Annotated in this window: 16 protein-coding genes; 5 read left to right on the forward strand and 11 right to left on the reverse strand. The window is 67.1% G+C overall.

Translation table 11 applies throughout. The annotated features are described in order from the left end of the window. From VFG33_RS16145 to hpnC, 4 genes are read right to left on the reverse strand one after another with little or no spacing between them, the layout of a single operon-like run. Positions 1-1,014 carry a polyprenyl synthetase family protein gene (locus VFG33_RS16145; protein WP_325053683.1) on the reverse strand — a complete coding sequence of 338 codons (1,014 nt, stop codon included), beginning with the start codon at positions 1,012-1,014 and terminating at the stop codon, positions 1-3. Beyond that, the gene (gene hpnE, locus VFG33_RS16150; RefSeq protein ID WP_325053684.1) at positions 1,011-2,363 is read right to left on the reverse strand and encodes a hydroxysqualene dehydroxylase HpnE; all 1,353 of its coding nucleotides are present in this window, start codon (positions 2,361-2,363) and stop codon (positions 1,011-1,013) included. Before hpnE ends, VFG33_RS16145 begins: the two co-directional genes overlap by 4 nt. Continuing rightward, positions 2,360-3,223 carry a presqualene diphosphate synthase HpnD gene (gene hpnD / locus VFG33_RS16155; protein ID WP_325053685.1) on the reverse strand — a complete coding sequence of 288 codons (864 nt, stop codon included), beginning with the start codon at positions 3,221-3,223 and terminating at the stop codon, positions 2,360-2,362. Before hpnD ends, hpnE begins: the two co-directional genes overlap by 4 nt. Beyond that, positions 3,223-4,095, reverse strand: coding sequence for a squalene synthase HpnC (gene hpnC / locus VFG33_RS16160; protein WP_325053686.1), 873 nt, complete (start codon positions 4,093-4,095; stop codon positions 3,223-3,225). Before hpnC ends, hpnD begins: the two co-directional genes overlap by 1 nt. Before the next feature lie 130 nt (positions 4,096-4,225). Here hpnC and VFG33_RS16165 point away from each other — a divergent pair, with 130 nt between their 5' ends. Next, a complete protein-coding gene (locus tag VFG33_RS16165; protein WP_325053687.1) occupies positions 4,226-5,410 on the forward strand; it encodes a PucR family transcriptional regulator in 1,185 nt (394 codons plus the stop codon). Here the strand turns inward: VFG33_RS16165 and VFG33_RS16170 are convergent. From VFG33_RS16170 to VFG33_RS16185, 4 genes are all read right to left on the reverse strand, one after another. Further along, a complete protein-coding gene (locus tag VFG33_RS16170; RefSeq protein WP_325053688.1) occupies positions 5,403-7,496 on the reverse strand; it encodes an SDR family NAD(P)-dependent oxidoreductase in 2,094 nt (697 codons plus the stop codon). The two genes, VFG33_RS16165 and VFG33_RS16170, sit on opposite strands and share 8 nt — an antisense overlap. 42 nt (positions 7,497-7,538) lie before the next feature. Beyond that, entirely contained in the window at positions 7,539-8,294 is a 756-nt protein-coding gene (locus VFG33_RS16175; protein WP_325053689.1) for an SDR family NAD(P)-dependent oxidoreductase, read from the reverse strand. Positions 8,295-8,339: 45 nt separating this feature from the next. Further along, positions 8,340-9,539 carry a mandelate racemase/muconate lactonizing enzyme family protein gene (locus VFG33_RS16180; protein ID WP_325053698.1) on the reverse strand — a complete coding sequence of 400 codons (1,200 nt, stop codon included), beginning with the start codon at positions 9,537-9,539 and terminating at the stop codon, positions 8,340-8,342. 139 nt (positions 9,540-9,678) lie between these two features. Beyond that, on the reverse strand, positions 9,679-10,611 hold the full coding sequence (locus VFG33_RS16185) for a LysR family transcriptional regulator (protein WP_325053690.1): 933 nt from the start codon (positions 10,609-10,611) through the stop codon (positions 9,679-9,681). A gap of 170 nt (positions 10,612-10,781) precedes the next feature. Here VFG33_RS16185 and VFG33_RS16190 point away from each other — a divergent pair, with 170 nt between their 5' ends. From VFG33_RS16190 to VFG33_RS16205, 4 genes are read left to right on the forward strand one after another with little or no spacing between them, the layout of a single operon-like run. Continuing rightward, positions 10,782-11,720: a carbohydrate ABC transporter permease gene (locus VFG33_RS16190; RefSeq protein WP_325053691.1), complete on the forward strand. Its 939-nt coding sequence runs from the start codon at positions 10,782-10,784 to the stop codon at positions 11,718-11,720. Between the two features lie 9 nt (positions 11,721-11,729). After that, entirely contained in the window at positions 11,730-12,608 is an 879-nt protein-coding gene (locus VFG33_RS16195; protein ID WP_325053692.1) for a carbohydrate ABC transporter permease, read from the forward strand. A 13-nt stretch (positions 12,609-12,621) separates the two neighbouring features. Then, the gene (locus VFG33_RS16200) at positions 12,622-13,971 is read left to right on the forward strand and encodes an ABC transporter substrate-binding protein (RefSeq protein ID WP_325053693.1); all 1,350 of its coding nucleotides are present in this window, start codon (positions 12,622-12,624) and stop codon (positions 13,969-13,971) included. 46 nt (positions 13,972-14,017) lie between these two features. After that, complete coding sequence (locus tag VFG33_RS16205; RefSeq protein WP_325053694.1) at positions 14,018-16,351, forward strand: glycoside hydrolase family 95 protein; 2,334 nt, start codon at positions 14,018-14,020, stop codon at positions 16,349-16,351. On the opposite strand, the gene VFG33_RS16210 is transcribed toward VFG33_RS16205, so the two are convergent. The 3 genes from VFG33_RS16210 to VFG33_RS16220 all read right to left on the reverse strand — a co-directional run. Beyond that, positions 16,346-18,721 (reverse strand): glycosyl hydrolase family 95 catalytic domain-containing protein, encoded by a 2,376-nt coding sequence (locus tag VFG33_RS16210; protein WP_325053695.1) that lies wholly within the window; start codon positions 18,719-18,721, stop codon positions 16,346-16,348. The two genes, VFG33_RS16205 and VFG33_RS16210, sit on opposite strands and share 6 nt — an antisense overlap. A 197-nt stretch (positions 18,722-18,918) precedes the next feature. Continuing rightward, positions 18,919-19,965 carry a LacI family DNA-binding transcriptional regulator gene (locus tag VFG33_RS16215; protein WP_325053696.1) on the reverse strand — a complete coding sequence of 349 codons (1,047 nt, stop codon included), beginning with the start codon at positions 19,963-19,965 and terminating at the stop codon, positions 18,919-18,921. Positions 19,966-19,978: 13 nt separating this feature from the next. Continuing rightward, the coding region (locus tag VFG33_RS16220) for an alpha-L-fucosidase (protein ID WP_325053697.1) at positions 19,979-20,927 on the reverse strand (949 nt) is incomplete at its 5' end.

Below are 20,927 nucleotides of genomic sequence, written 5' to 3' on the forward strand. Positions count from 1 at the left end.
TCATGCTTGGCGCTCGATCACGAAGCGGGCGACCTCGCCGAGGCGGTTCCGGACGATGGCGTCGAGGCCGGCGTCGTCGAGCGCCTGCTCGGCCAGGCCGATCCGTTCGCGGGCTTCGCGGAGCGCCCAGTCGCGACCACCTGAGCGCTCGATCAGCTCAGCGGCGTACCGGAGTTCTTCATCGGTCGGGTTGCCGTCGCGGGCCAGCCAGGCGGCTAGCTCGCGTCCGGCCAGGCCGCCGTGGTCCAGCGACCAGGTGACCGGCAGCGTCTTCTTGCGCGCGACCAGATCGGAGAACACCGGTTTGCCTGTGACAGCAGGCGATCCCCAGATCCCGAGCAGGTCGTCCACCAGTTGGAACGCCATCCCCAGCTCCGCGCCGAACCTGGACAGCGCCGACACGACCGGCTGAGGCGCGCCGACCAGGATGGCTCCGATCGCGGCACTGACCGCGAGCAGCGCGCCGGTCTTCCCGCCCGCCATGTCGAGGCATTCGTCCAGCGTGACGTCGTCCCGGCGTTCGAAGGCGAGGTCGAGGACCTGCCCACGGATCAGCTCGCGAGTGGCGATGGCGAGCGCCTGGCCGGCCTCCTGCCCGTACGGCGAATCGTCCTCAGCCAGCACCTCGTGAGCAAGGGACAACAACGCATCGCCGGCCAGTACTGCGGTCGCGTCGCCCCAGACAGCCCACACGGTCTTGCGATGGCGACGCTCGGTATCGCGATCCATCAGATCGTCGTGCAGCAAGGAGAAGTTGTGCACCAGTTCGACCGCGACCGCACCGGGTAACGCCGGTTCGGGCTTCCCCGCGACGGCTTCGGCCGCGAGCAGGGCGAGTGCGGGGCGGAGCGTCTTGCCTGGGTTGGCCTCGATCGGCTTTCCGTGTTCGTCGGACCAGCCGAAGTGGTACGAGGCGACCAGGCGGGTGAAAGGGTCGAGGCGCTCGACGGCCTGGCGCAGTGCCGGCGCGACGAGGACCCGACTACGGTCGAGGGTTTCCGCGGTGATCGTCATACGACTGCCTCCCGATGGCCGGTGGGCCGATCAGCGGGGCTCCGTTCCAACAGTGCGGCCACCGCGGCCTCTCCACTGCGAACGGCGCCCTCCATGGTTGCCGGCCACCCGGTATCGGTCCAGGCGCCGGCGAGGTAGAGCCCGGGCAGGGCAGTCAACGCTGACGCCCGCAGGCCGACGGTTCCCGGCTGCTGCCGGAACGTCGCCTCGCGCTCCCGGGTGACGAAGAACTCGAGCACTCGTGTGTCAGGGCTGATCCGCAGCAGCCGTTCCAGGTGCGGAAGGAACCGGTCGCGCAGTACCGGGACCGGTTCGTCGACGAGGTCGTCCGCCGCCGACAGCGATGCCGCGATGTACTGGCCCTCGGCGAGACCGGCCTGGCGGGTCCGGTCGAAGACCCATTGCAGCGGGCTGTCGACCGCCGCGACGAACGGCTCCTCCAGGACCGTCCGGTCGTAGACGACGTGCAGGTTGACGATCGGAGTACTGCCGAGCCGCTCTGCCCAGCCTGACTCCTGCGCGATCGCCTCGGGCGGTGCGAGCGCCTCCGCGGCCGAGGGTGGGACCGCAAGAACGACAGCGTCGAAGGACGCTCCGTCAACGGTCCAGCCGTCGCCGGACGGCACGACCTCCCGGACCTTGCATCGCGTGTGGATCGTCGCGCCGACCGCCGCCAGCGCACGGTACGCCGCGTCCCCGTGCAACTCCTGGAGAGGAACGAGGGACCAGCCGATGTCGGCATTGGCGGCGGACTCGAGCAGGCCCACCTGGAAGACCGTCGCGGCGAGTGCCAGCGAGGCCCGCTCTGCCGGAGCGTTGAGGGTCGCGATGCCGATGAGGTCCCAGACGGTGTCGATGGCCCGCTGGTCCTGGCCGTGCTCGGTCAGCCAGTCACCGAAGGACACGCGATCGACCTCGGGATCGGTGCGATCGACCCGGCCCAACGCCAGGGCTGCGCGGACCACTCGCGCCCTGGCCGCCGGCCGAAGCCAGCGGTAGCGCGCCAAGGTGGAACCCAGGTGCAGAGGAGCAGGCAACCCGGTACGGCGAAGTCGCCCGCCGCGGGTGTGGAGTTCGCTGCGGATCGGGACATCGAGCCGATCCTGGATGGTCACCTGGTCGGTGACTCCCAGTCGCTCGAGGAAGCCTTTGTACGCAGTGCAACAGTTCAGGAAGACATGCTGGCCATTGTCGATCCACAATCCGTCACGCTGGAACGAGTAAGTGAGCCCGCCCAGCTGGCGACGCGATTCGAACAGGGTGACCGCGTAGCCTTCGTCGGCGCAGCGCAGGGCCGTGGTGAGGCCGGCTAGGCCGCCTCCGACGACCGCGACCCGCGAGGCCGTCATCGCCGTCCCCCTCCGGCCAGGGCGGTAACCGCCACCCGCGCCTTCTGGGCGACGCTGAGCGATAGCCGTTGGTCATAGACGAGCGCCGGATCGTCGGCGATGCGGCCGAGCAGGTGGTGATAGATGCCGGCCATCGCCCGGCAGCACGCGGCACTGCGTCGATCGAGGTGCGGGACCAGCCGCAGGCCGAGGGAGTACCAGTCCCCCGCACGCGCCGCGGCGTACCGGATGTAGGCGGCGAGCCGGCCGGCGGGATCGTCCAGCGCGCCGAGGTCGTCGACGCACAGGTCCACGCCGAACCGGTCGAGCTCGTCCTGCGGAAGGTAGATGCGACCGTTGCCGAGGTCCTCCCGGATGTCCCGGAGGATGTTCGTCTGCTGCAGGGCGATCCCGAGCTGGTCGGCGAACAGCGACGTCCGCGGGTCGGTGGTACTGCTGCCGAAGATCGACAGGCACAACCGGCCAACCGATCCGGCGACGTGGCGGCAATACACCACCAGCTCGTCGAAATCGGCGATCCGGACGTCGCGCAGGTCCAGCTGCACACCGTCGATCAGCTCGTCGAAGGCTTCGAGCGGTACCGGGTACCGGCGGGCGGCATCGCTCACGGCGATCAGTACCGGGTCGGTGCTGTCGTCCAGCCTGCCCAGGTCCTTGCGGACTCCGGCCAGCGCGGTTTCCTTGGCGCCGATCGCCTGGTCGCCGTCGCCGATGTCGTCGATCCGGCGAGCCAGCGCGTAGACCGCACAGAGAGCGGACCGTTTGGGCGACGGCAGCAGCCGGATGCCGTAGTAGAAGTTGCCGGCCTCTGTCTTGGTGATCTGTTCACAAGTCGCGTAGGCCTGCTCGATCGTGCCCATCAAGCCGACCGCCCGCCTAGCAGTCCGAGAACCCGGACCGCTGTGATCAGTCGCGAGGGCCGGGCGGAGCGCCCGAGCACGTCGCCATCCGTCTTCCTCAACGCTGCCGCGGTGGCTTGTCCGCCGGCGACGAACCCGGCCACGCTGACTCGTCCCCAGCCGTGCAACTGCCGCACGACGACCAACCCCTCACCGAGCAGTTCGGCGGCCCGCTTGATCTCGAATCGCATCAGCGAGCGCATTTGCGGATTTGCTGTCGGCTGGTCTAAGTCCTCCTCGCGTACGCCGTATTCCCGCAGATCCTCCTTCGGCAGGTACACGCGACCGGCCCGCCGGTCCTCGGCCACGTCCTGCCAGTGCTCCAGCAACTGCAGCGCGGTGCACACCTGATCGGAGCTGGCGACGGTCTCGGGAGTGGACTGCCCGAACACCTCGAGCACCATCCGGCCGATCGGATCGGCGGACAACTCGCAGTAGCCGCGGAGCTCATCGAAGGTCTCGTACTGCGAGACGACCTGGTCCTGCAGATTCGCCTTGATCAGGCGCTGGAACGGCTCGGCCGACATCTCCCGGTCGTGCACGGTCCTGGCCAGCCGGCGCAGTACGGGATCTGCCGGCCGGCCACCTGACCAGATCGTGCCGAGCTCCGCGGTCAGCTGGTGCAGCCTGACCGTGCGGTCTCCGGCGAAGGTGTCGCCGATCTCGTCGACCATCCGGGCGTAGCCGTAGATGGCGTGCAGATGCTCACGATGCTTCCGCGGCAGCAAACGCAGCGCGACCGGGAAGTTCTCGCCTTTTTCGCGGGTTTGCCAGAGTGCCTCGTCAACCGACGGGGCAACCGAGCCGGGCGGCCTGTGTCGTGAACTGGCCATGTCCACAATCTTCGAACCGTCCCAGGCGCCAGGTCTGCGGTCCTCGGGGTGATTCCTGGACCCGAAAATTGTCACGACCGTACAATCCGAGGTGCGGGTGGGACAGCGCGTGACGGGCGGCGGGTAGGCGATGAGCACAGACACGGTGCAGGGCCGGGCGCGACTGGAGTTCGCCCTCGATGCGCGGCTGCCGGAGCTACTGGCCGAAGTACGGGACCTGCTGGCGGACGGCTGGCCGGAGTACGCCGCCTTCCTCGACGACAATCCCAGCGGCATGCGCGAGGCCGCGGAACTGTTCATCCACCGCCTGCTGGACATGGCCGAGCACGGTCGGTCCGCCTCACGGGACGACATGCTCGAAGGCGAGCAGACGATCCAGATCGTGTTCGAGCGGATCGGCCGCCGGCAGTGGCAGGCCGGGCAGGATCTCACCCGCCTGCTGACCGCGTACCAACTCGGGGCACGCACCGCGTGGCGGCACGTCTCGGACACTGCCCTGGCGTTCAAGGTGCGGCCCGCGGTCCTGGCGGCGCTCGCCGAGGCCGTCTTCGACTTCGTCAACCAGCTGTCCTCGGCCTCGGCGCGCGGCTACGTCCTGGAGCAGAGTGAGGACGCATCAGCGCGGGAACGCAACCGTGAAGAGCTGGCCGAGCTCCTGCTCTCGGACCGCTCGAGCATGAATGCGATCCGCGAAGCCGCTGCCCGGGCCCGCTGGCCGATCCCCTCGACCGGCTCCGTCGTCCTGGTCGACGCCGACACCGACGTCGCCCGGCGAGTGCTGTCGCCCGTGGACGCCGGGTCCCTACCCATCCGCTACGAACAGCTCTCCGGTGCCATCGTTCCCGATCCCGGACTGCCGGGGCGTCGAGAACAGCTCGGCAGGTTGCTGCGAGGCACCAACGCGGTCGTCGGCCACACCGTCCCGCTGGAACACCTGCCCCGCAGCGTCGTGATCGCGCAGATCGCCGTACGCCTCAAGCAGCAAGGCATCCTGACCGATGATCCGGTGTTCGCCGACGAGCATCTCGACAGCATCATCGTGCATCGCGACGAGCGGCTGATGGCGTCTCTCCGCGCGCAGTTGCTGCAGCCGCTCGACGGACTGCCGGAGGGTGCCCGGATCCGGCTGATCGAGACACTGACCTCCTGGTTGCGCCACATGGGCGATCGGGCCGCGATCGCCGAGGAACTGCACATCCATCCCCAGACGGTGCGGTACAGGGTCGCGCAATTGCGGGAGCGGTTCGGTGACCAACTGGATTCACCGCGCTCACGCGCGCGACTCTTCCTCGCTCTCGTATGGCCGATCAGATGAGCTCGTCGAGGGCCAGTTTCATCCGGAGAGCAAGGCTCTCCGCGTCGAAGAGGAGCGGATCGGTGGCCAGTCCGATGCCAAGGGTTCCGGCCCAGCTCAAGGCGCCCACGGTGATCGGTGATCCGGGTGCCAGCGGCAGGATCGGGTAGACCGACGCGATCGTGACGCCGTCCATCGACAAGGGCTCGGTGGAGCCAGGCATGTTCGAGACGATCGCGTGGAAGAAGCGTCGCCCGTAGACGGTCCTGGCGAACCATCCGGCGGAGGGCTCGGGCAGGGCGCGCAGGCCGGTCGCCATCACGAAGCGCGACGCCACGGCCCGGGTCGGCGTTCGGAGACGTTTGGTACGACGGGCAACCTCGGTGAGCAGGTTTTCGATCGGCCGGGCGTCGACCGGGGCGTCGACCATCACTGCCGCGGTCGCGTTCATCTCCGCGGCCGCGCTGGAGTCGCGCACCATCAGCGGTACGGCGACGCGCAGCCGCCCGCCGATGCGACGGGCGGCTTCGGGGTGGGTGGTGGCAACGGCCTCGGCGACCAGGCTGATGACGAGATCGGTCACCCGTACTCCGCGGGCGGTCGCGGCCCGGCGTACGGCGGTCAGATCGAGATCGGCGGTGGCGAACTCGCGCCGGCGCGAGGCGTCGGCGAAACCGCCTCCCGCTCCTCCGTCCGTCGCCAGCTGGGCGAGGCCCGCGATCGTTGCCATGGTCAACTGTCTGCGGCTGGGCGCTTGGCCGTTCGCGGTCGGTAGCTCGATCCTCGGCCGGAGCAGGTTCAGTACCTGGATCACCGTTCCGATGCCGTCGGCAACGGCATGGTGCAGGAGCAGGATCATCGCCGACTGCCCGGGGCTGACGTCGCGCACCATCACGATCCGCCACAACGGGCGGTCGCGCGGCATCGGCGACTCGGCCAGTTCGGCGACGATCTGCCGCAGGCCGGCGTCGCCGTTCGGAGAGCGGCGCTCGCTGACATGCAGGTGCCAGTCGATCTCGGCGACGTCGACCCAGCGCGGACGGCGCCAGCGCGCGGTGGGGGCAAGTCGTTGCCGGAAACGCGGCAGCCTCTCGAGCTCACCCCGGACGATCTCACGAACGCGCTCGACTGACAGCGCCTCGTTGTCAGTGGTCGGCTCGAACACCACCACCCCACCAACATGCTGAGGCGCCCCGGCATTCTCCACATGCAGGAAAAACGCATCACTCGACGGCAACACGACCCCAGCACCGGCCTGCGGCTCGTCGGACCGCGGCTGGTCGGACCGTGGCTCGTCGGCCCGCGGCGGGGTGGACTGCGGCTGGTCGGACGGCGGCGGGGTGGATCGGATTGGTTCGCCGTACCGGGTGGCCAGGCGTCGGTAGGCGGCCGGACTCACTGCTCGGACGACTGAGCCGATCCGGACCCAGCGCGGAACCCAGATCTCGGCCCGATCCTGTTCGATCGCGCGGACAATGGCATGCGCGACCACCTCGGGCCCGACAGCTCGCGGTACGGAGCGGTCGTAGGCGCGACCACGCGTGGAGAAGAAGTCCGTCGAGACGGCGGACGGAACGACGACGCCGACCTGCACCCCGGTACCGGCCAACTCCAGCCGCAGACTCTCCGCGAACGCGTCCAGCCCCGCCTTCGCCGCCGCATAGACCGCCTCGCCCGCCACGCCGGTCCGTCCCGCGACGGACGTCACCAGGAAGACGTAGCCGGTTCCCCGCTCAATCATCCCGGGCAGCAGCAGCCTGGTGAGCCGGAGGGCGGCAAGCAGATCCACAGTGACCAGCTCGCTGATTTCCTGGTCGCTCATGTCGACGAACGGTCCCGACCACCCGTGCCCGGCGCTGGCGATCAGGACGTCCACCCGCCCGTGCGCGGCGAGAGCCTGCTCAGCAAGGGCTGGAACGCCGAGTGGGTCGCCGAGATCGGCCACCACCGCAGCGCCATTCACCTGCTCGGCAGCGTCCCGGGTGCGCGCGACGTCGCGCCCGTGGACCACGAGCTTCGCACCGGCAGCAGCAAGGCTGACGCTGACGGCACGACCGATCCCCGACGAAGCGCCGGTGACCAGCACCACCTTGCCGTCAAGCTCCACCGGACAAACTCTGGCACACCTCGGCCGCCGCCCGGCGGCGGCTCAGGCCGCGAGTTGACCCCCGTCGACGATGAGCGTCTGACCGGTCACCGCGCTGGACTGTCCGTTGCCGAGGAAGAAGACGGCTTCGGCGATCTCCTCGGGTGACAGCAGCCGGCGCTGGGGAATCTGGTCGATCCACTGCTGCATCCGGGTCGGATCGCTGAGGCCGACGCCGTCGAGGATGGGCGTTCTCGTCCGGCCCGGCGCAACCGCGTTGACCCTCACGCCGTACTGCGCCCACTCGACCGCGAGCGACCTCGCCAGCTGGGAGACGCCCGCCTTCGCGACGTCGTACGCGACGTGATACTCCGGATTCGTGCCCATGAAGGCCGCGATCGAGGAGATGTTGACGATCGATCCGTGCCCCTGCTGGATGAAGTGCCGTCCGAACTCCCGGCAGGCGACGAAGCTGCCCCGCAGGTCGACGGCGAGCACCTTCTCCCAGATCTCGTCGGTGACGTCGAGGGCGTCGTTCTCGTGGGCGATGCCGGCATTGTTGATCAGGACATCGATCCGCCCGTACTGCTGGTGCACCAGATCGGCCGTCCGGGCGATCGCCGTCGAGTCGCTGACGTCGAGCTGGAGGAACTGGCCACCGAGTTTGCGCGCGGCCTCGGACCCGGTCTGCTCGTTGATGTCGGTGAGGATCACCGTGTCACCGACGGCCGTGAAACGTTCAGCGATCGCGTACCCGATGCCCTGACCGGCCCCGGTGACCACCACGACGTCGCCGTCGGGTGTCTGCTGCTCCGACATGTCTCGCCTCTCAATCCCTGGAAATCTTGGTCCGCTGACACAGCTTCAGGAGCGCAGGCCGACCGTCGAGCCGACGCCGCGGATCTGCCAGTCCCTGCGGGCTTTCGGATCGATGGCCGTCGAGGCTCCCGGCTGTTGAGGCCGCTCGAGATAACCGTCCCGTACGACGCTTCGATCCCTGAAGGCCTGCTGGGTCCACGGGATGAACTCGACCAGCGGCTCCGGTTCGCCCAGCGTCGTACCGACCAGATGCTGGTGGACCTGCATCATGTCGCCGGCGTGCGGGACGAGCCGAGCACCTCGCCCGCCCGCCTGGCTCGCGATCTGTTGCCACTCGGTGACGCCGCCGACCCGGGTCACATCCGGCTGCACGACCCGGATGGCATCGCCCGCGATGAAACTCGAGAACGCATGGTAGGAGTACAAGCTCTCCCCGGCCGCTATGTCGACAGTCGTTGCTGCCTGCAACCGCTGGTGTCCCTCGAGGTCGTCGGCGTGCAGCGGCTCCTCGAACCAGTCCATCCCGACCTCCTCGAGCACCGGCAGGATCTGCCTCGCCGTGGAGAAGTCCCAGCGCTGGTTCGCGTCGCACATCAAGGTGATCCCGTCACCGATGGCCCGCCGTACGGCGCGGATCCGTTGCGCGTCCTCGCGCCAGTCGGGGGACCCCACCTTGATCTTGACCCGCCGCCAGCCGCGATCGATCAGCGTCGTCAGATCGCGGACCAGGTCGTCGATGCCAAGGCTCAACCAGCCACCGTCCGTGTTGTAGGTCTCGATCACGTCGGCGGTACCACCGAGCAGCCGCCAGAGCGGCACCCCCGCGCGCTGGGCGGCGAGATCCCACAGGGCCATGTCGACCATGCCGAGCGCCATGTGGACAGTTCCCTGCCGGCCGAGCCAGTGGGTCGGGAGCCAGTACAGCCGCTTCCAGGTCCCGAGAATGTCTTCCGACCCGGTGCCGACCAGAGTCGGCGCGTAGTAGTTGGTGATCACGTCGCAGAGCAGTTCCGGGCCAAGGTGCACACCGGAGATGCCGGTCCCGACGCGGCCGTCAGCGGTACGGATCTCCACCACCGGCACGATCCACGACCGCAGCGAAGCGGTCGAATCCGCGATCGGCCTGGCCAGGGGAACAGCCAGTGCATATGTCTCGACGGCCTCGATCAAGCAGTCCGGGTTCCCCGGCGGCAGATCAACCCGGGTCGCCGATAGCAACCCCTGGGCGGCGTCCGTGTCGTGCATTCCCACGCGATGTCCCTTCGATCACGGCCCGGCCGATGCGCTCCGCGATCAGCCCACCGCCTCATTCAGCCACCGCCCGTGGCGCCCACACAACGACGATCTACAGATGTCACCCATCCGTCGAACGAATACGGCCGGCCTACTCCGCTGTGATCGGCAGCGTGCCTGGCGGACGATCCGCCGCCAGGGCGAGCTCGACGAAGGCCTCTGATGCTCGGCTGAGCGGCCTGTCCGCGTGCCACCACAAACCCACGTCGCGGTACAGAGTCGGGCTGCTCAGTTCCAGTACGACGAGATCGTCGAGCCGGACCATCGTGGTGGCCAGCGCGTTGATCAGCCCCAGACCGTGCCCGGCCCGAACCATCGCCGCGAGCGTCGTGGGCTGGTGCGACACGATCCCGACCAGGGGCTCGATCCGGCCCGAGTGCATCGCGGCCGAGGCCTCATACCCGAGCAGCGGATCGCTGAACGGATCTCCGATCGTGATCACGGGGAAGCGAGCGACGTCCTCCAGCCTGACGGCGTCGTTCTCACTGATCGGGTGTCCGGCCGGCGCCAGCACGACGAAGGGTTCACGCCACAGATCGCGGCGTTCCAGACCGTGGTCCGCCGGCTCGGGCCGGAACGGCCGGAGCGCGACCGAGGCGCGCCGCTCCGACAGCATCGCCTCGATCGTCGCGACATCGCCGTCGATCACGCGCGTGTCCACCAAGGGGTTGGCTGTCCGCAGGTCCATCAGAACCTGCGGGAGAAACGCCGAGCTCGCACTTGCGAAGCTGGCGATCGTCAGGCGACCGGCGGCCCCGCCCGCCGTCGACCGCAGGTCGGAGACGGTGTCGTCGACCGCCGCGATGATCGACCGGGCCCTGGGGAGCAGGCGCCGGCCGTCGTCGGTGAGGGTCAGCGGCCGGATCCGCCGCTCGATCAGGGTCACTCCGAGCGCCCGCTCGAGGCTGGCGACGTGCGCTGAGATGCGCGGCTGGGACAGGTGGATCCGCTCCGCGGCCCGGGCGAACCCGCCGGAGTCGACCACCTCCAACCAGGACCGCAACCACGTCAACTCGACATCCATCGGAACCTCCGCGACGCGATGATACCTCTCCCACGGCCGGGGCCGGCTGTATCCGCGAAGCGAATCGAGCACATCCGGAAATCGTTGTTGTTGTACCACCGGCGCTGTGTCTGAATGTTGCCCCTGGGGACACCAGCATCCGAGCCGACTTGTCCGAGGAGCACCCAAGAATGGTCGCCGAAGCCACCGAGACCATCGGCAACCGTGTGCTCACCCGGCGAAAGCGGGTCAGCAACCCCGCGCACCGCAACGACTGGAAGCTCGCGCTGGTCCTCATCATTCCGGCGGCCGTCGGTTTCGTGTTCTTCGCGGCCTATCCGACGATTCGCGGGATTTACCTCAGTTTCACCGACTTCAAAATCCTCACGCCACCGGTATGGACCGGGCTGTCCAATTACCGGGAACTCATCTCCGATTCCGTCTTCTGGCACTCGGTCGGGGTGACGGTCTATTTCGTCGCGTTGTCGGTCGGGCTGGGACTGACCTTGTCGCTGCTCACCGCGGTGATCCTGCACCGCCTGACCGGATCGAACGCGATCCGCGGCCTGGTGCTGATGCCGTTCCTCATCTCCGGCGTCGTCGCCGCGCTGATCTGGCAGTGGATGCTCGATCCAGGCCTCGGCATCATCAACGCCGCGATCAAGTCGGTGACCGGTCACAGCATCATGTTCCTCGGCTCGTCGGAATGGGCGATCCCCTCGCTCGCGCTGATCAGCGTCTGGAAGTCGATGGGCTACAACGCCATCCTCATCTTCGCCGGCCTGCAGACGATCCCGGACCAGATCTATGAGGCCGGCCGGATCGACGGCGCCAACGAGTTCCAGATGTTCACCAGACTGACCTTGCCGCTACTGCGCCCGATCATGGCGATGGTGATGGTGCTCACCGTGATCGGTTCCTTCCAGGTCTTCGACCTGGTCGCGGTGACCACCAAGGGTGGGCCCGCGAACGCGTCGAACGTCCTCCCGCTCTACATCTACGAGACGGGGTTCGGGGAGTTCAACTTCGGCTACGCGGTGACGATGTCGATGGCGTTGTTCGTGATGCTGCTGACCATCACCTTCATCCAGATGCGCCTCCTGCGGGCCAATGAGTCCGACACCAACTGAGGAGGCTTCGTGACCAGGTTCCCTGTGGGCCGGACCCTTGCCTGGACGTACCTCATCGGATTCCTCCTGGTGACGGTGTTTCCGTTCTACTGGATCCTGCGAACGGCCCTGTCGAACAACTACTCGCTGATCGCGCACCCCAGTTCCCTGCTGCCGACCGGATTCACCCTCGGCGCGTTCGCCCGGGTGCTGGGGCTGTCCAGTGCGGCGGACGCGATCGCCGAAGGCGGCTCCGGCGCGTCGATCGACCTGGCGCTCTTCGTGCGCAACTCGGTCATCTACGCGACCCTGCTGACCGTCATCGTCGTCTTCTGCTCGGTGATCGCCGCCTACGCCTTCGCCCGACTGCAATGGCGAGGACGCAACGCGGTCTTCGCGATCTTCCTGACCGCGTTGATGATTCCCGGCATCATGACCCTGCTGCCGAACTTCGTCCTGGTGCACGACCTCGGACTGACGAACACCTTCGCCGGCCTGCTGCTCCCGGGTGCGCTCTTCTCCGCCTTCAACATCTTCTTCCTGCGGCAGTTCATGCTCGGCCTGAGTTCCGAGGTCGAGGAGGCCGCCCTGATCGACGGACTGGGTCCGCTCGGGGTGCTCTTCCGGATCACCATCCCGATGACCTCGGGACCACTCACCACCCTCGGACTGCTGACCTTCATCAATGCCTGGAACGACTATTTCTGGCCGTTGCTGATCGCCAACGACCCCAGTGTCCGGCCCCTGACGGTCGCACTGGGTGTTTTCGCACAGGCCTCCCCACAGACCCAGCCGGATTTCGCCGGCCTGATGGCGGCCGCCCTGGTCGCCGCCTTCCCGATGCTGGTTCTGTTCGTCATCTTCGGAAAGCGCATCGTCAATTCGATCGGATTCACCGGCATCAAGTAGAGAAGGATTCAGCGTGAAATGGAAGAGATTCACCACAGTGGCACTCGCTGCGGGTCTGGTGGCCGCGGCGGCCGCCTGCTCGCCGTCCGACGAAAGTAGTTCCGACGGCCCGGTCACCGTGAACTGGTGGACCTGGGACCCGAACCAGGGCGCGGCGTACTCGCAATGTATCCCGGACTTCGAGAAGGCGAATCCAGGAATCACCGTGAAGGTTTCGCAGTACAACGTGAGCGACTACTTCACGAAACTGACCGCCGGCTTCGTCGCGGGCGACGCGCCGGACGCCTTCATGAACAGCGTCACCTATCTCCAGTCCTACGCGGGCCAGGGGCAACTTCTCTCCCTCGACAAGTACATCGAGGCCGACAAGGTCGACATGAGTCAGTTCGCGATCGGCGCGGAGGCCTGGAAGTACACCGATGACAAGCAGTACGCCCTGCCGATGGACTGGGCGACCGCGGCCATCTACTACAACAAGGACCTGCTCACCAAGGCCGGCTACTCGACCGCGGACGTCGACAAGATGAGCTGGAACCCGGACGACGGCGGGACGTTCTGGCAGATCGTCAAGCGGCTCACGGTAGACAAGAAGGGCGTCCGGGGCGATCAGCCGGGCTTCGATCCCAAGAACGTGGCCACCTACGGACTCGGGAACATCGAGTCGACGGGTGATCCCTTCGGACAGAACAACTGGGGGATGCTGCCGGCCACGGACGGCATCAACATCCCGGACAAGAACCAGTGGGCGACCGTGTTCAACTACGCCGACCCGCAGGTGATCAAGAGCGTCAAGCTGATCCGTGCCCTGTCGGACGACGGCTACTCCCCGCAGTTGAACCAGTTCTCCACCGCGGGTGCCGACCAGATCGGCTCCGGCAAGGTCGCCATGCTGCTCGGTGGCACCTGGGACGCCTCGACCTTCGCGGCTTTGCCGGGCGGTAAGGTCGGGACCGCCCCGATGGTGACCGGCTCCAACGGAAAGCGCGCACTGATGGCGAACTCCAACGGGAACAACATCTGGGCGGGCTCGAAGCATCCGGACCAGACCTGGAAGTGGGTCGCCTACCAGGAGAGCGCCGCCTGCCAGACCAAGGCGAGCCAGTACAACGGATCGTTCCTGCCGTCCATCGGTACGTCGATGGACGCGCTGGCGGCGGCGCAGAAGGCGAAGGGCGTCGACTTCTCCGTCTTCGCCAAGTATCTGAGCAACGACGAACTCTTCCCCAGCCCGATCTACAACAACGGCGCCGCCATCACCAACGCCATGGTTCCGCAGTTCGAGTCATATTTCACCGGCAAGAGCGACGAGAGTATCTTCCCGAAGATGCAGGAGCAGAGTAAGGAACTCCTGGCGAAGAAGTAGCTCTCCGCACCCACCGCAACCGCACCAGAAGGACGCAGACCGCCACATGCTGATCATCTCCGGGACCGAACTGACCGAGCCGGCCGACAATCCCGCGGGGCTGGTGTGGTCCGACCGCCCGGCCGAGCGGTGGTTCGAGGCTCTTCCGATCGGGAACGGGCGCCTCGGCGGAATGGTCTTCGGCGGCACAGGCCGCGAGCGGGTTCAGCTGTCCGAGTCCACAGCATGGTCCGGGGCACCAGCCACAACAGATGTCAGTCCTACTGCCCTGGAGGAGTTGCCGCGGATCCGGCAACTCCTCCTGACGGGCCAGTACGCCGAGGCCCAGCGGCTGACCGAGCAACATCTGCTCGGTCGACCCACCTCCTTCGGGACCAATGTGCCCCTGCCCGAGGTCTGGCTGGACCTCGCCGGTTCCGGCGAGGTCAGCGGCTACCGTCGAAGCCTCGACCTCGACACGGGCATCGTGAGCACCACCTACCGCCAAGGTCAGCTAAGCCTGGCCCGGGAGACTTTCGCGTCGAACCCGCATGGCGTGATGGCAATCCGACTGTCCGCTGACCAGGGCGGCCAGGTGGGACTGTCGCTCTCCTTGCAGCCGGACGTGCTGCCTGGGACGGTCGAGGTCGGCGAAGACGGTCTCCGGTTCGTTGGTCATGCCTTCGAGCGCCTGCACAGCAACGGCCGCCAAGGCGTCCGCCTGGAAATCGGCATCAAGGTTCTTGCCTCGGGCGGCGAGTTCGTCCGCCGCGACGGCGCGCTAGAACTGGTCGGCGCAGACGAGGCCGTCGTCATCGTTGCCGTCGGCACGGACTGGGAGGGCGCGGATCCGACGGCCGACGTCGACGCATTGCTCTCCGGTGCCGCGACCACGGGATTCGCCGAGCTCAAGCGAGCCCACGTCGAAGACCACCGCGCACTGATGGGCAGGATGTCGCTGGACCTCGGCCCGACTCCTCCCGAGGTGGCGGCACTGCCCACCGATGAACGTCGGCGGCGGCTGGCCTCGGGACAGACCGACGACGAGCTGATCGCGCTGTACTTCCAGTACGGCCGCTACCTGACCATGGCCGGCTCCCGAGCAAACTCGCCCCTCCCCCTCGCCCTGCAAGGCGTCTGGAACGACGGCCTCGCCAGCAGCGCACCCTGGACGAACGACTTCCACCTGGACATCAACACGCAGCAGAACTACTGGGCCGCGGAGCCGACCAACCTCTCCGAATGTCAGGAGCCGGTACTACGCTTCGTCGAACGGCTGGCCGAAGCCGGTCAGGCGACGGCCAAGCAGATGTACGGCGCACCCGGCTGGGTAGCGCACACCGTCACCAACGCCTGGTGCTACACCGCACCGGGTAGCGGGATCGGCTGGGGGCTCGATGTCACCGGCGGAGCCTGGCTCGCGCTGCAACTCTGGGAGCACTACGAGTACAGCGGCGACGAGGACTTCCTGCGCGACCGGGTCTACCCGGTCTTCCATGAAGCGGCGCAGTTCTTCCTGTCCTACCTCGTCCGCGAACCCGAGCACGGCTGGCTCGTCTCCGGGCCGTCCGACTCACCGGAGAACTGGTACCTCACCCCCGACGGTGACGAGTGCTCGGTCTCGATGGGAAACACCGCGGATCGCGTCTTGATCGACGCCGTACTGCGCATCTGCGCCGACGCGGCCCGACTCCTAAACGTCGACCCCGAACTCCGCGAGACGATCGCCGCGGCCCGCGCAGCCCTGCCCCCGTTCCAGATCGGGAAGCACGGCCAACTGCAGGAGTGGCTGCACGACCTGACCGAGGCCGATCCCGCACACCGGCACACGTCTCACGTGCACGCACTGTTCCCCGAGCGCCAGATCGGCCCACGATCCACACCGGAACTGGCCGCGGCCGCCGAGGTCACCATCGAACGACGGCAGAGCGCAGCAGGGTGGGAACGGACGGAATGGGTGGAGGCGAACTTCACCGTGTTCTATGCCCGGCTGCTGAAGGGCGATGCGGCGCTCGCCCACCTCAAGGGCCTGATCACCGGGGCCAGCGAAGCAAACCTGATGAGCTACTCCGAAGGCGGCATCGCAGGAGCCGCTCAGAACATCTACTCCTTCGACGGCAATGCAGGCGGCACGGCCGGCGTGGCCGAGATGTTGCTGCAGTCGGACGGTCACGAACTCGAACTGCTGCCGGCGCTCCCGACCACCTGGCCAACTGGCGCCGTCAGAGGCTTGCGCGCTCGAGGCGGTTTCACCGTCGACATCAGCTGGCGGGACGGCCGCCTGAACTCTGCCCGGATCGTCGCCTCCAAAGCCGCCACCCTCCAGATTCGCTACGGAACTGAGCTGATTGCTTGCTCGCTGGACCGCGAGCAAGCAATCATCATCAGCACAGAATCATGACCACCTGAGGGTGATGGACTTACCGCGGGCAAGTCGTACGGTACGGATCTTCCCTTCTGCGACGACTTCGGTGGTCAGACCGCCGACGCTGCGGATCACCGCCTCGGTGACCTTGCCCTTGCGCCACGACAGGTCGACGGTGAAACCGCCCCGGACGCCGACCCCTGTGATCCGTCCTTGCGCCGCCCAGGCCGCGGGAAGCGCCGGCAGCAACTCGATCCGGCCGGGGCGGGAGTAGACCAGCAGGTCGATCATCGCCGCCGGCGTACCGAAGTTCGAGTCGATCTGGAAGATGCTGCTGTTGTTGTCCAGCGGCCAGATGTCGAACAGGTTGAGGGCGCTGCCGCCGATACTCCCGGTCGAGGGCTGAAGGTTCCTGAGGATCATCTGGTACGCCTTCTCGCCCTCCTTGAACCTCGCGAAGCACAGGGCCCGCTGGGCGTTGGCCCAGCCGTAGATGCTGGTGCTACGGGCGTTCAGCAGCTTCCATGCCCCGGTCAGGAGGGCGGCGGGTGAGGACTCGTACAGGATCCGGTCGCCGGGGAACAAGCCCATCAGCGGCGAGAGGTGACGATGCTCGATCTCGCCGAGGTTGTCCGGCGTCATCCACTCCTCCAGCCAGCCGGTCTTGGGGCTGACCTGCGGGAGGTAGAGGCGGTCCTGCAGTCCGGCGATGGTCTGCCGGTAGCCGGCGTCCTTGCCGAGGACCTCGCTCGCTGTGTGGTAGTTGGAGAACAGGGTCCAAACCAGTTCTTGGGCGTAGGTGATGCCGAGGGCGTCCTGTGGGCCGTGCTCGGGTGACCAATCCTTGTCCGCCACCAGCGCTTCTCGGGTCTGACCGGTGGCGTGGTCGGTGACGGTGTGCGGGATCAGCCGTGCCTCCCAGAACTCGCAGGCCCCCTTGATCAGCGGGTAGATGCGGGCGAGCAGCGCGGGATCCTGGGTGTACTCGTAGTGCTCGAAGAGACTGTTCGCGAGCCACGCGCTGCCGGCCGGGTGCCATTGCCAGCCGGACCCACCGTCGATGTTGGTGGAGATGGCGACTGTCCAGCCGGCTACCTTGCCCGAGGTGTTCCGGAAGCGGTTGCGTGGGTCGTTGAAGAGCCGCTGGGTGACGTCGGTCCAGGACGGAAGTTGCGCAAGGCAATAGTTGGTGAGGGCATCGAAGCAGCTCGGCAGCCCTGCGCGATCGGCCATCCAGTAGTTCATCTGGATGTTGATGTCCGTGTGGTAGTCACCCATCCAGCCCGGCTCGTTGGTGTCGATCCAGGCACCCTGGAGGCCCATCGGCAGACCGTCGCGGGAGCCACAGATCATCAGGTAGCGGCCGTACTGCAGGTAGGACGCCTCCAACTCGGGATCAGCGACGGCACCTGGGCGGAAGCGGGCCTGCAGCCGGGTCCAGGTATCGAGTTGCCGCTGCGCCTTGCTGGACGTCCCCAGCGAGACCGCCATGGTGCCGTAGAGCGCACGGTAGTCAGCGACATGGGTGTTGCGCAGGACGGCGGCAGCATGGCCGGCCGCGGCGGCGACTTTGCTTCGGGACAAGGGCTGCGGGTCGATCGACGGGTCGCGATAGAACTTGCCGAAATCGGGAACATAGTCGGTGCCGCCGCTGAAGATGACGGTCAGATCGGAACAGCCGGTGAATTCCACCACCGCGCCATTCACATTCACCTGTCCAGTACGAGAAACGGCTGTGACGGCAGCGCCGTACCGGCGGCCGTTGGAGAGGGCAGCGCCGAAGGAGGCCGTCCTGCCGGTGGCCTCGGTAGTGACGAACTCCCCGTGAGTGCCGGCAAGGTTGATCCGCCCGGTGTACGTGCCGCCACCGCTCTGGGTGAAGGACAGGACCACGACGTCGTCCGGCTGGCTTGCGTAGATCTCGCGGCGGTACGTCACCGCCTTGTGCACGTAGGAGGTCGTCAGCAGACCGTTGCTGATGTCAACGGCACGCTGATATCCGGAGACGGCCGTGAGAGCGTGGTCGGGGAGGTCGACGGTGAGGTGGGCGAGCTGGGTCAGGGAGCCGAAGTTCTCGCGTCCATAGGGAAGTTGGCCGTCGTCGCTGAGGACGTCGTTGCGCCCGCCGGTCCACATCGCGGCGTCAGTGATGAAGAGCGTCTCCTTGGCGGAGTTGCCGCCGACCAAGGCGCCGAGCCGTCCGTTCCCGATCGGCAGGCCCTGCTGGATCATCGACTGTTCGGCTGCCGGCGCGGAGCACCACAGACGCACTGCCTCGCCGTCGGCCACGCGAGGGTCGGCGGCGGGCCGGACCGGCTCCGCCGCGGCGGCGGTGAACGCAGCGGCGGTTGACAAGGGAAGGCCGGCGAAAGCAGCGAGAGAACCTGCCGCTGTCGCACCGGTCAAAGCGAGAAAGCTCCGGCGACTCGGCACCGGGGACTGGTCAGAATGCGGTGACTGCATGAGGACCGTACCTCCTGGAGATTTCCGACATGCGGGCGGCATGTCTCAGAAACGTAGGAGAAACTTAAGTCCGTGAATTAACCACCTCAAGGCCCGGGACATTCGCATCAGAAATACTCTCTATTCGCGAAACACAACCATCATCGGGATCGCGGAGAAGAGCGTTGCAACGGACCGATCATGCTGGACAGACGCGCGATGAGTGTCGTAGGCAGGACCAGTTTGCGTGCGGGTGAGGTGTCGCCTTCAAGCCTGTCGATGACGAACTCCGCCGCTGCCGCCCCCATCACTTCGGGGTCGTGCGCGATCACGGAGGTGCCGAGTAGATCCGAGAGCTCGAAGTCGTCGAAGCCGATGAAGGCGGCATCAAGGTTGCCTGGCCGAAGAGCCTTGAGCGCGCCGATCGTCAGTCGGTTGTTGGTCGCGATCAGTGCCGTGGGCGGAACGGCTCGCGTCAGCAGCTCGGTGGCTGCCTTGGTGGCCGATGCGGTGTCGTCGCAGTCGGTTCGCGCGTAGCGCCTTCCGTCGAGACCAGCCTGGGCCATCGCGGATTCGAACGCCTCGACGCGCTCCCGGCTGGTCGAGACACGTCGTGCGTGGCTGAGGATGCCGATGCGTTCGTGCCCGAAAGAGACGAGGTGTTCGACAGCTGCCGCCATCCCGCCCGCGTTGTCGAGCACCACGGCGTCGGCGACGACATCTGACGGCGCGCGGTCGACGAACACGATCGGGGTGCCGAGATGCTGCTCCGATTCGAAGTACGGATGATGGTCCGCCGACGTCACGATCATGATGGCTGTCATCCGCCGTTCCAGCATCTCGTCGACGAGTTCCCGTTCGGTGACTGCGCTCTCCTCCGTGCTCGCCGAGACCAGCCGGAGTCCGGCGGCATGCAGGTGACGCTCCGCGCCGCGCGCGAGCCGCGCATAGAACGGGTTGGCCAGGTCACCGATCAACAGCCCGACCGAGGGTGATCGCGCTCCGGTGCGGAAGTCTCTGGCGACGGCGTTGACCCGGAACCCGAGGTCTTCGGCAGCCGCGCTCACCCTGGCCAGGGTCTTCGTCGAGACATAGGGCTCGCCGTTGAGCGCGCGCGAGGCCGTCTTGACACTGACGCCGGCGCGCGCGGCGACCTGACGGAGAGTCGCCCGCGAAGGCGCTACCACTGGCTTGGCGTCGGGTGTCATGACCGCGCCGGTGTCAGCGCGCCGGGTCGCGGAGATCGATCGCGATCACGTCGACCAGCGCGTCGGTGGAACCGGGGAAGCTGATGATCACTTCACCCGTGACCTCGGTGTCGGTCTCGTCCTCGTGGACCTCGAGGTTGATCGTGAAGGGAAGCGACTCCTCGCTGCCCAGCAGCCGGATGTCGGCGATTCTGGATACCGGGAGACCGCGGACCGTGACCCGGTCGACCGGCACCAGGACCAGGTGCAGGTAGATGCGGTTCGCTCTGGTCGTGATCGGTCCGTGGAACTCGATTGCGGAGGTTCCGGGGGTGACCCCGTAAATGCTTTCACCATGGCTGGCCAGCCATGATCCGAGGGCCTTGAGGCGTGAGACCTCGCCGCTGGGAAAGGTACCGTCGCCCTTGATCGCGAGGCCGAGCAGCAGGTTGCCGCCCCGGCCGACCGTCTCGATCAGGTACTCCGCGAGTTGGCGGGCCGGCTTGAAGTCTGTGTCGTCCGGACGCCAGGCCCAGCTCTCCCCGATGCTGAGGCACATCTCCCAGGGCTGGTCGGGAGGCGTCACCGGCATGCTCTGCTCCGGGGTGACGTAATCGCCCTGGCCGAGCAGGCGATCGTTGATCACGACGTCGGGCTGCAGCGACTTGACCAGGTCCCGGATCTCGCCAGGACGCCATTCCGCCTCGCTGCGTTCCCATTCGCCGTCGAACCAGATCAGATCGATCTGACCGTAGTCAGTGAGGAGCTCAGTCAGTTGCGCCTTGACATGGCCGAGGTAGCGGTCCCAGGCCTCGGGTGAGGAGCGGCGGTTCTTGTCGTGCGCGTACGGCCGGTCGGCGTCGGTGAAGGGCGGGTAGTCGGGGTGATGCCAATCCGAGAGCGAGTAGTACAGACCGACGCGGACGCCCTCGGCCCTGAGAGCGTCGAACACCTCGCGGGTGATGTCCTTGCGGTAAGGAGAG

The organism is Kribbella sp. (genome assembly GCF_035687465.1).
GTDB lineage: Bacteria > Actinomycetota > Actinomycetes > Propionibacteriales > Kribbellaceae > Kribbella.

Excerpts from the sequence above, each read along its gene's own strand:
- VFG33_RS16145 (WP_325053683.1), bottom strand. The coding sequence starts at position 1,014 with ATGACGATCACCGCGGAAACCCTCGACCGTAGTCGGGTCCTCGTCGCG.
- hpnE (WP_325053684.1), bottom strand. The coding sequence starts at position 2,363 with ATGACGGCCTCGCGGGTCGCGGTCGTCGGAGGCGGCCTAGCCGGCCTC.
- hpnD (WP_325053685.1), bottom strand. The coding sequence starts at position 3,223 with ATGGGCACGATCGAGCAGGCCTACGCGACTTGTGAACAGATCACCAAG.
- hpnC (WP_325053686.1), bottom strand. The coding sequence starts at position 4,095 with ATGGCCAGTTCACGACACAGGCCGCCCGGCTCGGTTGCCCCGTCGGTT.
- VFG33_RS16165 (WP_325053687.1), top strand. The coding sequence starts at position 4,226 with ATGAGCACAGACACGGTGCAGGGCCGGGCGCGACTGGAGTTCGCCCTC.
- VFG33_RS16175 (WP_325053689.1), bottom strand. The coding sequence starts at position 8,294 with ATGTCGGAGCAGCAGACACCCGACGGCGACGTCGTGGTGGTCACCGGG.
- VFG33_RS16180 (WP_325053698.1), bottom strand. The coding sequence starts at position 9,539 with ATGCACGACACGGACGCCGCCCAGGGGTTGCTATCGGCGACCCGGGTT.
- VFG33_RS16185 (WP_325053690.1), bottom strand. The coding sequence starts at position 10,611 with ATGGATGTCGAGTTGACGTGGTTGCGGTCCTGGTTGGAGGTGGTCGAC.
- VFG33_RS16190 (WP_325053691.1), top strand. The coding sequence starts at position 10,782 with ATGGTCGCCGAAGCCACCGAGACCATCGGCAACCGTGTGCTCACCCGG.
- VFG33_RS16205 (WP_325053694.1), top strand. The coding sequence starts at position 14,018 with ATGCTGATCATCTCCGGGACCGAACTGACCGAGCCGGCCGACAATCCC.
- VFG33_RS16215 (WP_325053696.1), bottom strand. The coding sequence starts at position 19,965 with ATGACACCCGACGCCAAGCCAGTGGTAGCGCCTTCGCGGGCGACTCTC.